Source organism: Planctomicrobium mucosum, assembly GCF_051466335.1.
Classification (GTDB): domain Bacteria; phylum Planctomycetota; class Planctomycetia; order Planctomycetales; family Planctomycetaceae; genus Planctomicrobium.
In genome coordinates, this window is record NZ_CP195793.1 from 2,765,073 (window position 1) to 2,781,424 (window position 16,352).

Annotated in this window: 9 protein-coding genes; 5 read left to right on the plus strand and 4 right to left on the minus strand. The window is 52.2% G+C overall.

Annotation, left to right across the window (positions count from 1 at the left end):
- The first annotated feature begins 92 nt into the window (after nucleotides 1-92).
- Both SH668x_RS11225 and SH668x_RS11230 read left to right on the plus strand, forming a co-directional pair.
- Nucleotides 93-1,061 carry a transketolase family protein gene (locus SH668x_RS11225; RefSeq protein WP_437185148.1) on the plus strand — a complete coding sequence of 323 codons (969 nt, stop codon included), beginning with the start codon at nucleotides 93-95 and terminating at the stop codon, nucleotides 1,059-1,061.
- Nucleotides 1,062-1,285: 224 nt separating this feature from the next.
- Nucleotides 1,286-2,125 carry a GNAT family N-acetyltransferase gene (locus SH668x_RS11230; RefSeq protein WP_437185149.1) on the plus strand — a complete coding sequence of 280 codons (840 nt, stop codon included), beginning with the start codon at nucleotides 1,286-1,288 and terminating at the stop codon, nucleotides 2,123-2,125.
- A gap of 52 nt (nucleotides 2,126-2,177) precedes the next feature.
- Here SH668x_RS11230 and SH668x_RS11235 read toward each other — a convergent pair whose 3' ends face one another.
- Nucleotides 2,178-3,578: a phage portal protein gene (locus tag SH668x_RS11235; RefSeq protein ID WP_437185150.1), complete on the minus strand. Its 1,401-nt coding sequence runs from the start codon at nucleotides 3,576-3,578 to the stop codon at nucleotides 2,178-2,180.
- 84 nt (nucleotides 3,579-3,662) lie between these two features.
- On the opposite strand from SH668x_RS11235, the gene polA reads away from it, so the two are divergent.
- Entirely contained in the window at nucleotides 3,663-6,506 is a 2,844-nt protein-coding gene (gene polA, locus SH668x_RS11240) for a DNA polymerase I (protein WP_437185151.1), read from the plus strand.
- 446 nt (nucleotides 6,507-6,952) lie between these two features.
- Nucleotides 6,953-7,528: a sigma-70 family RNA polymerase sigma factor gene (locus SH668x_RS11245; protein WP_437185152.1), complete on the plus strand. Its 576-nt coding sequence runs from the start codon at nucleotides 6,953-6,955 to the stop codon at nucleotides 7,526-7,528.
- 128 nt (nucleotides 7,529-7,656) lie between these two features.
- Here the strand turns inward: SH668x_RS11245 and SH668x_RS11250 are convergent, their stop codons facing one another.
- Together SH668x_RS11250 and SH668x_RS11255 are read right to left on the minus strand one after the other, a co-directional pair.
- On the minus strand, nucleotides 7,657-8,658 hold the full coding sequence (locus SH668x_RS11250) for a M14 family zinc carboxypeptidase (RefSeq protein ID WP_437185153.1): 1,002 nt from the start codon (nucleotides 8,656-8,658) through the stop codon (nucleotides 7,657-7,659).
- 110 nt (nucleotides 8,659-8,768) lie between these two features.
- Nucleotides 8,769-9,455 carry a hypothetical protein gene (locus SH668x_RS11255; protein WP_437185154.1) on the minus strand — a complete coding sequence of 229 codons (687 nt, stop codon included), beginning with the start codon at nucleotides 9,453-9,455 and terminating at the stop codon, nucleotides 8,769-8,771.
- Nucleotides 9,456-10,290: 835 nt separating this feature from the next.
- On the opposite strand from SH668x_RS11255, the gene SH668x_RS11260 reads away from it, so the two are divergent.
- The gene (locus SH668x_RS11260; protein WP_437185155.1) at nucleotides 10,291-14,373 is read left to right on the plus strand and encodes a hypothetical protein; all 4,083 of its coding nucleotides are present in this window, start codon (nucleotides 10,291-10,293) and stop codon (nucleotides 14,371-14,373) included.
- Nucleotides 14,374-14,607: 234 nt separating this feature from the next.
- Here SH668x_RS11260 and SH668x_RS11265 read toward each other — a convergent pair whose 3' ends face one another.
- A complete protein-coding gene (locus tag SH668x_RS11265; RefSeq protein ID WP_437185156.1) occupies nucleotides 14,608-16,329 on the minus strand; it encodes a flotillin family protein in 1,722 nt (573 codons plus the stop codon).
- Nucleotides 16,330-16,352 lie beyond the last annotated feature (23 nt).

Below are 16,352 nucleotides of genomic sequence, written 5' to 3' on the forward strand. Positions count from 1 at the left end.
AGTCAGATTGTAGACCGCTCCATGTGATTCTGATGGAGCGTTGACTTCGCATTCGTAATTCAAATTGCACGTTGCATATACAGGAAACAGCTATGTATCTCGGTGAATATTCAGGTTTGAAGATGGGTCCGGCGACCCGTGATGCCTTCGGCGAAGCTCTGAAGGATTTCGGTTCAAAGAATGAAGCGGTTGTGACTGTCGACGCAGACGTCGGTAACTCAACCCGTACTGAAGTGTTCGCACTCGCCTTTCCGGAGCGAGCTTTCAACGTAGGTATCGCTGAAAGTAACGTCGTCGGTGTTGCGGGTGGCCTGGCTGGCTCGGGGAAGATTCCGGTCGTCTCCAGCTTCGCCTGCTTCCTGATGAATAACGCTTTCGATCAGATTCGTATGTCGGTCGCATTTCCAAACCAGAACGTCAAGCTGGTTGGAACTCACTCCGGAATTTCGATCGGTGAAGACGGTCCATCTCAGATGGGTATTGAAGACGTTGGTTTGGCCTGCAGCCTGCCAGGTCTGATCGTCGTTGTCCCATCAGACGCAGTGTGCACCACAGCGGCCACAAACGCGATTCTGGCACACAATGGTCCTGCCTATTTGCGTGTAGGACGTGGAAAAGTTGCCACGATTTACACTTCAGGGATTGACTTCCAAATCGGCAAGGCAATTGAACTGAACGCCGGTACCGATGCGACAATCATCGCCAATGGTCTGATGGTCGGTGGTGCATTGGATGCTGCGAAGAAGCTAGCCGAGAAGGGCCTGAAGATTCGCGTTCTGGATATGCACACTGTGAAGCCTTTGGATGTCGAAGCGATCACCAAGGCCGCGAAGGAAACCGGTGCGATCGTCGTTGCCGAAGAGCACCTCCACCATGGTGGACTCGGTTCCGTTGTGGCACAGGCTGTCGTTGAGAACCACCCAGTGCCAATGGAATTCGTGGACGTTGGCGATCAATACGCTGAGAGCGGCGATCCGCAAGGTTTGTTGGACAAATATGGTCTGACAGCCGATGCTATTACCAGTGCCGTGTCGAAGGCGATTTCACGCAAAACCAAATAGTTTGGATTGCATGTAAGTTGGTCTTTTGTCCGACTGATTTGATAACTTCAGTTTAGCCAGTGGGGCGGTTTCGCTACCCCACTGGCTGATCTGTATAAAGACTGACTACCTTGGTCCATTTCCGCCCTTTCCGGAATAGCGATCCACCGCACCTGCTGAATCTTTTTAGGCAGGCGCGGCCGGGCAGAGCGTTCGCACAGCCTGATTCGACCCACGCTTTGGAGATGGCGGTCTTTGGCCTCCCCTACTTCGATCCGAATGGATTGATTATCGCGGAGCAGGATGGTCAGATCATCGGCTACGTTCACGCCGGTTTCGGATTTACCGACGATCGCAGTGGATTGGATCATTCAGTCGGTATTATCTGCTGCATCATGGTTGAAACCAGCCAGCAGCAGAAAGGGACTGGCCGAGAGCTTGTTGCCCGAGCTGAAGCGTATCTCGCACAGCATGGTGCCAAACGAATTCAGGTTGGGCAGTCCCGAGGAAGAGATCCCTTCTACTTCGGGATCTACGGAGGTGCTCGCCCCAGTGGATTCATGGAGTCCAATCCATCTGTTGGAACGTTCTTCCAGTCTCTTGGATACCTGCCGATCCAGACAATCCCCATCTTTCAAAGGGACTTGTCGGACCGAAAAGATCCGATGAACATTCGATTGATGACGATTCGTCGTCAGACCGAGCTGAGAGTTTCGGATCAACCGGATCATCCAACCTGGTGGTGGTACACCCGGTTCGGAAACATTGAATCCATGCTGTTTCAACTCGTCGATCGCAAAACAAGCTCACCGGTTGCAGCGATGACCGTCGTCGGACTCGATCACTACATTCGCTCCTGGAATGAACGCGCCATCGGGCTCGTCGACATTTATGTCGAACCTGCGTATCGCGGGCAAGGTTACGGTCAAGCTCTGGTCGTTGAAACCATCCGACGACTGCGAACCGAGATGATCACCCGCGCCGAAATCCATATTCCGCAGGATTTCCCGGATGCGATGGGAGCGATTCTTTCTTCGGGGTTCAAGCAGGTCGACACCGGGATTGTGTATGCCAAGCCATCATAAGATGGCCTGGCCGAACGCTGATTATCAGTCTCTTACTTCCTCACCTGATGGGTCATGTTCTTGCCTCGGACGGGGGAACAATGAAATCGGATGTCGATTCCATGCGGCGTTCGGATCGCATCGTTTCGGGGTCGACTCCATCGCGTCGGGCCACTTCTGATCGGGAGAGCACTCCCGATTCGATCAGGTGCACATCTGCAAGTCGTTCTTGCGCCCGATCTCGGTTGATCAGCTGTGGAAAGGTCCAACGCACATCGACATGGTCGAAGAAGTCCTCTGGAAGAAGCCCCTCTGTGATCGCATCGTTCATTACCCATCGCCAGAGCTGAGAGAATTCGTTTGAAAAGAACCCCTGCTCGCTTTGGAAGTATTTGACTGCGGGGGCCTCTGCGACCATGGTTGAAGCGAAATTGGCATTCGAAGCATCTGCTGTGAGCATGAACTCCGGCATTCCGGCTCCCGCTGCAACACTCAGCAGGAGCATGCGGCCAAGCGGAACGGCGTCGCCAAAATTCGTATTCGGCTGCAGAAACTGGATATCAGTTCCATGGTTGGTGGTCACAATTGTCCCCGGTGCAAAGCGCTCTCGCTTCCCTTCTCTTCCTGGCCCGGAGTACTGGGATGCTTGACTGGCGGGAGAGTCCACCATCTGCGCTGATCCTTGAACCTTCCTCCAGAGGACGATCGATGATTGAAGTTTGCGAGCCATCATTTCGGTTTGCATCCACTTCGCGTAGTCGTCCAAAGAGTCCAGGACTGGAGCGAAGATAGATACTCCGCGTTTTTCGTTGGAATCCGCATTGATCCTTGTCTGTAAGATCGTTTCAGCCGGAATTCTAGCGAACGACGCTGGATGAGAGGGATGAGTTTTCAGGTAGGCCACGGGGACTTCCTCATCTCCCGGCGCTGTCAGAATCCCTTGAGAATTCGGATGGGCTGAGTCTGAAGCAATGAATTCAGGGTCAATGAATCGCAATGTGGGGGGCCAGCTTTCGGATGAGAATTTTTGAATGAAGCATTCACCATCTCTCCATGTCCGTCGTGCATGCTCCCGGAATGAGTAATGGCGGGCATTCACGCGAAGAAATTCTTCCCAAAGCTTGTCAGCCTGTTTGACCAACGCTTTCGCTTCAGGTTCTTCGAGGCGATATTCATCGACTTCATGATGAAGTTTCAAGCCCGGTCCGGTGACATACGATTCCAGAAGGCGCAGCATGTTGCATGCGTAAGGATTCTCGCGAGCCAATTTGCGAGAACGCTCGAGGATCGTGCTGCGGCCAATGTCTGTCGACACGTTTTTCGTTGGCCCCGCAATCTGCCAATTGCCGGGCTCCTCAGTGTCGCCATAGTTCCGATTGGATTCGGCCAGTTCCAACAGGCGTTCGTGAACCATGCGCTGATATTTCGCACGAAGCTGAAGGGTAGCAATCTGGTCTTTCAGAAAGCGCAGCATGCAAGTCTCTCATGGGGGTGATTGTGCGAGAAATGGCGAACTCGATTCGCATCAATCGTTTCCGTTCAGGTTGCGCTCAACGAAATGCAACTCCTCCCGGAGATTCAGCTTGCTGACATAACAATGCTGGCCGGCGTCGGCTATAAATCAACCAGCAAGGTGCAAGTCTCTCAAGCTCTGCAATTCAATTCTCCAGCGTATTGCCTCAGCATGTCTGATACTCTCTATATCGTTGATACGTTCTCGCTCGTCTTTCAGGTGTATCACGCGATTCGACAGCCCATGACGGGGACTCGCGGCCAGCCGACAAATGCCGTTTATGGAATTGTTGGCGATATCGAACATCTGCTTCGCGACAAGAAGCCTTCGCATCTGATCTTCGCGATGGAGTCGGCCGATCCTGGAGAACGACTGGCGATTTACTCCGATTACAAAGCAAATCGAAGTGGCATGCCGGACGATTTACGTCCCCAGATTCCACTCATTCTGGATGTACTGGATGGTTACAATATTCCCGTTGTTTCCTGTTCCGGTTGGGAAGCTGATGACGTCATTGCCACGATGGCGACCGAAGCTGCGAAGTCCGGGCTGAATGTGCGAATCGTCAGCAGCGACAAAGATCTTCGCCAGCTCATCGAACCCCGTGTGAAGGTCTACCATATTCGCAAGAAGCAGTTTATGGACGAACAACACCTGATGGAGGAATGGGGGATCGCGCCCAATCAGGTTGTCGATTTCCAGTCACTCGTCGGAGACAGTGTCGATAACGTCCCTGGTGTGCCGGGGATTGGACCGAAGACAGCGCGCACGCTGATTGAAAAATTCGGAACACTTGAAAACGTCCTCGCGAACGCTGATCAAGCTCCCGGAAAAAAAGTGATCGAGAACCTGAAGAACTTCAAAGATCAGGCACTCATGAGCCGTGAGTTGGTTCGACTGAGAACGGATCTCCCTTTGGATCTGAACTGGGAGTCGTACCGCCTGAAGCCCCGCAACTCTCAGAAGCTTTACGAACTCTTTACTGACTTCGGATTTCGTCGTTATGCAGCAGATGTGCAGGCAGACGTGATCATGGCCGCGCCGAAGAAGTCCGAAATCGTCGTTCCGAATTTCGAAAGTCGCAAGTGGTCCAAAATTGAGACTCTCGCCCAATTCGAGAAATTCACGCAGGACCTTCAACAGCAATCGACCATTTGCGTCGACCTTGAAACGACCAGCAAGGATCCGTTGCACGCGGATATCGTCGGATGGGCCGTGTCGTGGAAGCCGGGGGAAGCCTATTACCTGGCGGTCAACGGACCGGCAGGGACTTCGGTTCTCGATCCGCAATTGGTGCAGGACGCGATGAAGCCAATTCTCGAAGATCCTGCCAAGACAATTACGAATCAGAACATCAAATACGACTGGCTCGTGTTGCGGCGAGTTGGAATTGAAATTGCCAATGTCGGAATGGATCCGATGATCGGCGACTATCTTTTGGATGCCGGTGCACGAAGCCACGGCATGGATGAACTTTCGAAGAAGTATCTTTTTCACGAGATGATTCCGATTAGTGATCTGATCGGCAAAGGGAAAAAGCAGCTAAAGATGTTCGAGGTTGAAGTCGACCGTGCTGCTGAATATGCGACGGAAGATGCGGATGTCGCGTTGCAACTTGCGACAATCATCGAGGGTAAGCTCGAGGAAGAGGGACTTTCGAAGCTGTTCTGGGAACTCGAACGGCCGCTGATTTCCGTTCTGGTCGATATGGAGTGGAATGGCGTTCGGATCAACGTCGATGAGCTCAAGCGGCAGAGTGCAGCGGCAACGCTACGTCTGCAATCGCTGATGAACGAAATCCATCAACTCGCTGGCTCAACGTTCAATATCGATTCGCCAAAGCAACTTGGTAAAGTGCTCTTTGAAGATCTGAAGCTCCCTGTTCAGAAGCGGACAAAAACAGGTCCCAGCACGGATCAGGAAGTTCTGGAGAAACTCGCTGAGATTCATCCGCTGCCAAAATTGCTCATTGAGCACCGCATGTTGACGAAGCTCAATGGAACCTATTTGCAGACACTCCCGCAACTTGTTCATCCACAGACGAATAGTGTGCACACATCTTTCAGTCAGGTGACAGCAGCAACCGGGAGACTCAGTTCCAGCGATCCGAACCTACAGAATATCCCCGTTCGCACGGAAGAAGGTCGGTTGATTCGGCGAGCCTTCGTGGCATCACGTCCTGAATGGAAACTTGTCTGCCTCGATTATTCGCAGATCGAACTGCGCATGCTGGCACATTATTGCCAGGATCCAGCGATGCTGGAGTCGTTCCGAAAAGGAGAAGACATTCACGCTTCAGTGGCGGCGCAGGTTTATGGAGTTCCGGTTGCAGAAGTTTCTCGCGAACAGCGAAGCGTAGCGAAAGCGGTAAACTTCGGTGTCATTTACGGCCAGACCTCGTACGGTCTCTCTGCGACACTCGGAATTCCACAGGCCGAAGCTGCACAGTTCATTGATGACTACTTTGCGAAATACTCGGCGGTCGATTCGTTTGTGCAGACGACGTTAAGTGAGTGCCGAAGAACAGGCTACGCGAAAACGATTCTTGGACGCCGACGTGAAATCCAAGGGATTCGCCCTCGTGTGTTCGGCAATCTGAATCTGCCAGAAAGAACAGCGGTCAATGCTGTTATTCAGGGATCAGCTGCCGATTTGATCAAGCAGGCGATGATCAATGTGCATGCCAAGTTAAAGGGCGGTGCGTTTCCCGCCCGCATGCTGCTTCAGATTCATGACGAACTCGTCTTCGAAACTCCGGGCGAGAATGTTGGGGAACTCATTCGCCTAGCGAGGCACGAGATGTCGAATGCATTGAAATTGGACGTCCCGATCGAAGTCGACGCAAAATTCGGGGATAACTGGCTGGACACACAGCCCTACCGGGACTGATCTCGCCGTCGCTCTTATCTGATTTGCACGCTTCTGGCGAAGAGTTGATTGTGCACGGTCACATCAGGCGAGTCATTCTGAAGAGCCCCTTCGAGACCTCTTCAGAGTCACTCCTGATGAAATTGGCTATGCGCGCTTCGAATGCTGTGAACTCTTCGATGCCAATGCAAGTTGAAATGATTAATGCGCGATTGCCGGTATTTTTTACGCAATGACGATGATTCAAATCGTCTACATCTAATGCGTGTTAATACTTCAAAGTTTGCTATTTGCCAATCTGTTTATGTGGCATTGTTTCGATGTATTGTTTTGATGCATTGACAGATTGTTCAGGTGAATGAACCGATCCTGATGCTCAATCAGTCTCGCATCCCGCTCGAGACATTCTCACGAGTCGTTCTCAAGGCGATTGAAATGCCTGCTATTGCTTAAAGGTTCAGCGATCTATGAATTCTCCTCGTTGCATGAAGAAGTCGTTTGTCGATCTAAGAAACGAGGTCGGTCATTGGGGCGACTTCGTTGCAGATTGTCGTCCGATGATCGTTGGTATCGGTCGCAAGCGCGGAATCAGTCCGCAGGAGCTTAAAGACTATGTTCAAACAGTGTTGACGGCGTTATTGCACTCGATTGCCACGGTCTGCCAACCCAGGCGAGGATTCATAGAAGCGTGGATCTATCGCGTGGCGGTGAACAAGGCGATTGACATCCATCGGCATCAGCGAAGGCAGCGAAGATTGTTAGAGAACATTGCCCACCAGTTGACACCCTCAATGTCAGTGGTTGAGGTCGAGAATGATACTCGACGGGCCATCCTGAAGTCTGCACTGGTTCAGGTACGCGCAGAATTTCAGGAGAAAACCTGGCAATGCTTTTTACGGCATAGCGTCCGACAGGAGCCTGCCCATCTCGTCGGGAAAGATCTGGGATTATCTGAAAATGCGGTCTACGTGAATTCGTCCCGTATCACTGCAAGGGTGCGCCAATATTGCAGGAATCGTAATGCGTCGGAACAACTGGATTAACATCGTTCAGCAGTCAAAGCCGTTAAGCACGGCGAGAGGGGCTGTTCACTCACTGGCGGAGTCATTCAGCAGAATAGCCGCAGTGTCGGCGGGTAACGCCCAACGAAAGATTCCCCGACGTCTGAACGCTATTTACGTGCAGGAGGAGCGAGTTCGAAATAGCGATTCCCTGCTCCGTTACCGCTCGACCCGCTGCTGCCGGTCTCTGACGGGATTCGTGTGGGTGTCGACGACTTCTGGAACTCGGCTGGCTTTGGAAGAAAATCCACTTTGTCCGATGAGGATTTGGGGAGAACCTCGACCTCAGGAGTTTTCGACGTCAGGGGTTCAGCCGAAGCGGGCACTGCCTGTTGTGGGACGACCGGTTTGGCGACAGTTTCAGGAGTGATCGATACAGGCGCGAGATTCAATGTCGCGAATCGCAAGAGATCATTGGGATGCAGTGGCTTGGAACCTTTTGCAGGAACAGTCAATGTCGCGACTGCTGCCTGTAGATGGGAATGTGCAAACTCTTCGAGTGACCCACTCTTGAATGTTTCGAAGTGCGTTTGCCTCACCTGTTCGGGAAGTCCGTTATTTCCACCCGCAGCGTTCCAGAGGTCATTAACACGGACAAGCGGCAGGTCGCTGACCCCTTGACGAACGTGAACAATTCGCTTCGGTTTATATTCTTCGAGCACGCGCAGCATGTACTGCGTTTCCACTTCGCTGGCAGGTGCAGGTCCCGTCACACGAGTCGGATTCAGGGTGAAATAGCGTGACGGGAAATTGCGATTGAGATCGACTCCCCGAGCGTTCGTGTAGATGTGCTCTGCGGCACCATCCGGGTTCAGCGTGCGGATGAAGAGCAGCGTCACTCCCTCTGGTGGAGGGACGGTGCTTGCAATTCGGCAGGCAGCGTCCATCAGTTCCAGACTTTCAGGATCGTTGCCTGTCAGTGAGCCGACGAACAATACGTAATTGGGGCCGCTGCCGAACCTGGCAACTTGGATAGGATGCTTTCCGCTACTAGTCGCGGTGCTGGTCCAGAGGTTTTGAGCAAAGGCAACATTCGCGATGAGCGCTGTCAAAATCATTCCACGAGCGCAAGCTGACCAGAGTGGAAAGTTGTCAGTGTTGCAGCGTTTCATGAATCGACTTTCACTTCAATCATCAGGAGAGTTCGTAGGTGAACTCTCCTGTCTCTGAACATGCTCCCGAGAAATCGTCAGTGACTTCCCTTCATCGATACGACTGCGAATTACTCGTCGTCAAGCCCGAGTCGATAGCGGAGTGAGTCGATTGACTCTTCCATTTCGTCAGTTGACGAATGGATATGCTCCGCTTCCGTGATGAACTTCAGTGTCTCGCTCTGCCAAAGCTTGTTCGCCTGCAGAATCTCTTCGAACGGCTCGAGATCGTGTCCGTACATGATCAGGAGTTTGTGTTCATCGAACTGAACTTCCATCGGAACTCGTGGGTTGAGGACGGCAATTCCCATACAACCATCATTCAGGATGCTGTTCTCATAGTCCAGTAATAAACTCTTCAGAATTGGCAGATCGATCTGTTCCCGATAGAGGTCCTGGTGCTCTCCATCTTTGTTGCGATGACTGGTTTCGAGGACCACGTCCACCACATCACCCAGAGGTTCGAGCAGATCAATGAACAGGTCGAACAGTTTATGTCGTGTTTGAGATGCGACGATGACTGGAACGTCGATCGAAGTCTCTTTGTCACGGTAGATGTCTCGACGCCATCCCGCACTCGGGACGACAGTCAGATCGAATGCAGGTCGAACTGCATCCGTTAATTGGAAGCTGCCGTATCGAGACACATTCATGTGCTCTTCGAGTTCAGCATCTGTCAGGCCAAGGAAACTGCTTGATCCTTTGGTTGAGACACCATCGCGATACGTGTTACGACTTCGGCCTTTAATGTTGCCCATGTGCGGCTCCGAATTTCTTCACTCTAACCTGCCAGCGATACCGACGAGGACTTTTTGAAAGGACGACGTGATTTTTGTAACTCTAGCACCAGTTTCAGGACGCGGCGGAAGAAGGAAAAATCTCGGTCATCTTTTTCGACGGGTCAGATTGGGTCAGACAGGACAATTTGAATCTGTAAATCAACATGACTTGGGCGTCTGCAACGAATACGCGGCTAAATTGCGAAAGATTGATTGAGAGTCGCAACATTTGATGATTTCCCGGGCGTTCAAAAAATGCACTCAAGTTCGAAGGTGCCTGCGGCTTGTCTTGAGTTGATCGTTGGCAAACACGAAACCTTTGTTCACTGATCACATAGCAACTCTCGGGCCAGTGCCTTAAAGGTTGGCAGCCGAGACGCGTGGCAGAGGCACTGCATGAGTTGCTTGCAGGAAAAGACGGTTCACCGCGTGGGAATTCGAAATAGTCGCAATAAACAGGAGGCAGTGAGGTGACTCGCGGTCGCAAATCCGTTGTCAATGAACGCCGTTGCAGCGAGCCATTTTTGCGAGGGAACTTTCCCCGAAGAGGAAGCAATCAAGGGATGAAATTTTGCAGAACTTGCAGTCGATTTTTGGCAATTATGCCGGGTTCGACTTGCTTCGATAAGATTTTGTCGACTCACATGGACAATCCTCGGAAACATGATATCAGAGTTACAAGGTGTCTTCCCTTACAGAATTGCGGTGGGTTCGCCACAATACCGAAGAACGCATTTTCGCGTGATTGTGAATGGCTGCTTAGCTGCAAGTATGCCCTTTCGGACTAGAAATGGGCGGTTTGAAGTGAGAACGAATGTCCCCAAGGAAGAAGTCAAATCACGACTGGTCTCTCCCCTCAGTGCATCAGGATGCAGTTCGGGAAGTGTTGGGATATCTGAATTTTTCAAACGGAAACCCAGAGCCGCGATTTTTGCGCAATGTCAGCCTTCTCTGGCAATGTATCCCAGAGACGGAAAATCGTAGAATTCGGCTGCGTCAGATCTTTGAAGAGACTCTCGCTTCGCTCAGTTTGACGCAACCCGCGTTCAGGGACTCACGACAGGCAAAAGCTGTTATCGAGATCGGCTTTGGTCGACTCTTCGACGCGTACCGGGAATTTCACTCCGACCTCTTGTTTCATCTCAAGGAATCGGACTTCGACCACCCGTATTTCTATGCAGTCATTTTGGAAGCGGTGTTGGCACAAGGAGGTAACTGGGATGAACCGGACCTCGTGATCGGCGGCGCACTCCAGCATCTGAACGACTATGTTGGGTATCGTCCAATCGCTGTCCTCGAAAATGGACGTCGGATGGAACTTTATTCCCACGAAAAACTTCGCCCGATTCCCATTTACTTTCAGGGAGCTGGCGTCGCTTCAGGGAAGTATCACGATCTCATCGAGCAGACGTTCCTGTTCTTCGAACAAGCTCCACAAGACATCCTTGCTGATGCTCATTTTGAACTGAGTCGTCTTCAGGAACTCGCTTTTGACCAACGTGCCTACGATCACTTGCACCCGGTTAATAAACGGACGAACTATCTCTTTGGTGAATGGGACCCTCATCGGATCAGCCCAAAAGGTTTCTACGAGCGGTTCGTGATTCGTGAGATCATTCTGGAGTCACTTCAGGATTGGATTGACGACAAAAAGTCGCGTACTTCGCGGGCAGAGCGACTGTTCGATGCCGCCGCTGCGCTTTGCGGAACGATGCTGATGGCCAGTTCCGTAAGCGGTTCTGGTCCATCGACACATGACTCGACGATTTCGCTGACCTCCCTGCTCCCCATCGTCGCTCGTCGTCGGGATGATTTTTACGCTCGCGTGATGCAGAATGTCACGGGGGATCGACTGGAACGTCTTCAAAAAGAGGAGCGGAAAACCCAGCAGCCATTCGGGCATGTTCGTCAATATTTGAATATGCGACTGGCAGGCTACGGGGCGCGACAGGTTCAACATCGCGAATTGGCACATCTGTACGCTGTAATGGGGTATCCGGAAGCGAGTAAGCGGCAGGCGATGTCCATTCCATCTGCGTCGATCCGCATGGAGACGGAGATTGAATGTATTCTGTCGGTTGCCCGCCAACATCTGGACCTCGGCGAAGTCGCAACGGCATTCCAGCAACTTCGTCTCTTGCCGGATATTCTGCGAAGAGGGGTGAATTGCGGTGCGTTGGTCGATCCTTGGAACATCCTTGGATTTCAGGGCCAGTTCCCGCTCTTTTCTTCGAGAGAGGATGCGATCCCCGATAATCGCGTCGAAACCCTCATGGCATTGATGGAAGAGATCTTCAATGTCTATTCGAGGTGTCTCAGCGAATCGGCTGCGCAAGGGTTGTCTGCCCTGCGAGAAGAAATCTCCGTGCAACATCAGGCTCTCGCGGAGTGGTGGGACCGTTACGGTAGTGACGTTATTGACGATCTCCCCGATGTCTCAGGTCAAGATAGCTGGGAGTCGGCGACTCACGTTTCGAATGTACTCGTTGAATGGCGAGGTGCTGGAGAGGCTGCCGGGGATATCTCCTTCTGGAGAAACCATATCGACAAATTCCAGTCAGCGCAGTCGTACGCTCTTGTCGTTGATGCGCTGTTGCAGCGTAAAGACCATATCGCTGCGATGGGACTGTTGATGCACTGGCTGAGTCAGCTGGATGAGATCGGCATTGAATGCCCGCAGCATTCCATTTTCTCGCTGCTGATTCGCTGGATTAAACTTGTTGGAACCAACGAAGCGACCGATTCCGAAAACGCACCACTCAGTTCGTTTCGCAGAATGTTCGATTTCCTCGAAGCGAACGCGGAAGAGTGGTGGAGCGTTCCGCGCCTGGGGGATGCGAGTGTCGCATCTTCTCCGCCAAACACAGAAGGACTGGAATTCGGACAGTCGGTCGATGGACTCGGCGATGAATCCTCCAGCGACGACGACGACGTTTTTGGGGCTGCTTATGACGGCATGGTGTTTCGCGACAGCGCGGAAGATGGAAATTGGGGGGACACTGCAGATGGTGATAGCCCTTATAGCAACACAGAATTCGAGTCGATCAATCGCGAACTCGAACCTCGCTTGAAGTTCCTGAATGCAGTCGGACAGATGTGGCAAATGGCTGCCGCGCGAGTCGCCAATGATCTGCATAAGGGAATGAACGACTGGACTACAGACTCCAGAGCCGTCGACTCCATTATCAATTGGCATCGTCAGGCCCAAAGGTGGCAGATCGATCTTGCCGAGCTCACGGAGTCGGTCTGGGACCACGAAATCTCCGAATCTTCGGGGGATCATGATTCCAATGTTGAGTACGACATCCAGTTGCAAGTGAAATGGTTCCTGCTTCATCAGATCATCGGAACGCTCATCTGTCTGAGAAATGCGGAACGGTTGCTGAACGGAATCATTCCGGAAGCGGTTGAGGTTTTTCGGGGCCCGGAAGATGATCGCCAATTGGCGCTCTTATACCGCGGAGTTGTGCAGCGAGACGTGGGAATGATTCGGGACATGTTGCCCCGACTTCTCAATCGACTGTCGCGTAATCCCCTGCTCTACGTTCCATTGGAAAACGGTGGCAATCCCAACCTGATTCTGTCGACGCAGGCGCTTCAATCCGTCATTCGATTTTTGCTGCGAGAACTTCCCAGGTTGGGGATGTTCCGCGAGACCTGGCATGTCCTGCTGACAGCGTTTCGTATGGAAAGAAAATATCGCCCCAAAGGACAGGCGATTACTGAGTTCGATCGACTGTTCGCGATTGCCCTGCGCAGCACTCTCGAAGCGTTGATTGCCAGTGCTCGAAGATGGGAACCCGGTGAACTTGATACCGAAGAGTTAATCGATGCACTTGGGCAGGTGATCGATCCGTATCAATGGATCTGGCTTGAACATAGTCGCACGATGCGAATATCCGCTGTGGACGGTGTACGAAAACATGTGGAATGGGATGAAATCAGTGAGTTCATTGGGAAATATGGAAACGATCTGTTCCATGCCAGCCAGCTGACACTCGGTAACGTCCGTGCCATCCTGCACAATGGGGTCGACTGGTTCCTGGACTATCTCGAGGAAGAACAGGATCCACTCAAGCCAATCAAGCTGTTGGATGATCTGGACTCCGGTGCGATTGATCGTGATGACGCCGAATGGTGCTTGGAGACTGTTTACTCCATCATCGTCGATCGTTTCGATCGATTCCTCGAATACAACACGACGACTACTCAGTCAGATTACGGGCAAATGATTTTCAGCCTGCTCGATTTCCTGCGTCTGGAAGCTCAATACGATCGGGACGCGTGGAATCTCACTCCTCAGGTCATCGTCCATGAGGTGTTGGTTCGTGAAGGTTTGATGGAGGCTGCAGAACTCCGTGAAGCAGCATTTGAAATCCAGACCTCTGAGTTGGCAGATCGTCATTTGGCCGATCTGCACCGCTTGCAGCGGCGCTATGGAATGCGGATGCCAACAATCGCAGATCATCTGAAAGAAAGATTCGTTAAACCACTCGCGGTGAACCGCATGGTGGCGCTGGTCAAACACGCTGTGGCTGACGCGAAACTCGGAAAGCAGAACGAGTCGGATGCCTTCGCTGTGCTTGGTGAAGAAGTCGATGAATATCTCGAAGACTCTTGGGGATCAGGTGTTGATGTTCCTGATTGGCTCCGGACCCTTGAGCGGGAAGTCTTCGCTGCTTCCCATTCCGAAGAGGGGGGACGTCCTGGGATGGAAGCAGATCTGGATGTGCAACCGATTTATGTGACACGCGAAGACTTCTTCACTCAGGCTCGCCTCTGGCGAGATGCTCTCGCAACGGAAGAGGGGCGATCGAGCAACCGCTCTGTACCCGATCCAAACGAGGACGATTTGCTTGATGAGTCTGAAAAGGAAAACGATCCTTCGGAGGACTAAGGAGGCCGGAAGTAGGTAGGTTGGCCTGCAAAATGCCCCGAACCCTGCCCCCCGGCACGTCAGTCCTGAAGAAAGTCCGAAACCTTTTCCGGGGACGCGGAAAAACGGAAACGCAGCACGTCGTGCAGTGAATGTTGAGAGAGGAGTGATTTAATAGATCACTCCTCTCTTCATTTACATTCATTCAGCCACGAGATGTGCTGCGCAGGTTCTTTGCTGTGCTCGCAGTGCGTATCAAGCCTTAGGATCGGTTTCGTGGTCGTCAACAGGATTCGAAGGACCGGCGACAGGAGGGATGACTTCTGTGACAGCGGGTCCGTTTTGTTCCAGTAGATGACTGTCCGGGTTCGAAAAGCGAATCAGGGATTCAGGGAGTTCGATCCCGCCGATATCCTTCATCACATTCATCATTGGAGGGAGTGAACGTGCCATTCCTTGAATAAAGTCCGCGGTATTATTGCGTCCATCTTTTCCGCCATTTTCCCAGACGACGATCTTATCAAACTTAATGTTCGAGATTGCTCGGGACGATGCGTCTGCCAGATGGTCAAGGTGTTCGAGCATCATCATTTGGAACGCTGCGTTTGAACCGCCGCACGCGTCAACGATCATCTTTAGACCCTCTCCCTTCTTGGCGAGAATCTCGTACTGACCGCGAGCTTCCGCTTCGAGCTTGGCGTAGATGGCATCCGCTTCTGCTTTGGCATTGATCCGCAGTCGTTCTGCTTCCGCCTCCGCATCGACCATGATTTTCGATTTCTGAGCTTTGGCAGGTGCTTCGAGTCTCGCACGCTGTTCAGCCTCAACACGCTCCGCTTCTGCCAGAGCAGCTTTTGCCATCGCGCGATTTTGAATCTCCAGAACCGCAGCTTCGGCTTCCTTCTTACGGCTTTCACCCAATTGAAAGGCTTCGGCCCGTTTCACTGCCAGTTCTGCCTGAGACGCAGCGATTTTCGCCTGAGATGCGTTTTCGCCCGTGATGGCAACAGCATCCGCTTCAGCCACTTTCACACGGCGCTCTCGTTCCGCTTCTTTTTCACCAGCGACCGCGAGAGCATCCGCTTCGGCCACTCGAACACGTTTCTCTCGTTCGGCGTCCTTGACTTTAGACTCCAGCTCGAACAGTGCAGCCTGCTGACCGATGTTCTGCTCTTTCTCAAGTTCCGCGACGCGAACGGCCTGATCTCGTTCTGCTTCACGTGTTCCAATCGAACGGTCACGTGTCGCACTTGCGACCTGGATCGCTTTGTCACGATCTGCTCCGGCGACACGGATTTCCCCCATTCGGACGTTATCAGCGACGTCTCCTCTCGCTTTCTGAATCGCTTCAGAGGCCGCTTTTTGACCAATCGCGTCAATGTATCCGGATTCGTCTGTGATGTCTGTGATATTGACGTTGATGAGCTGCAAGCCGATCTTATTCAACTCTGATTCGAGATGAATCTGAATCTGCTGCAGGAACTTATCGCGATCGCGGTTGATCTCTTCAATCCCCATTCCTGCGATGACTTGACGCAAAATACCGAAGATGATTTCTTCTGCCTGCTTGCGAATCTGATCGACGCTCAAGTCGAGCAATCGGATGGCAGCCTGTTGCATAACCGATGGTTCAGTGCTGATCGCCACTGTGAAAACGCTGGGAACGTTGACACGAATATTCTCGATCGACAGCGCCCCGCGAAGAGGAATTTCAATTTGAATTGGAGCCAGACTCAGGTATTTGTAATCCTGAATCAGAGGGATCACGAACGCTGCTCCACCGTGGATGGTGGTTGACGCCTTCCCTTTTCCAGTACGTCCATAAATCACCAGGACTTTGTTGCTTGGGCAACGTCGATATTGTCTGGCCAATAGGACGATTGTCATAAAGGCCATCGCCACGATCGCAATTACAGTGACCGTGCCCCAAAACGCGGGACTACTCAGATCAAAGGGTAGATCTTGGGCCAGGATCATCAGTCGTTCTCCGTGACGTTGAG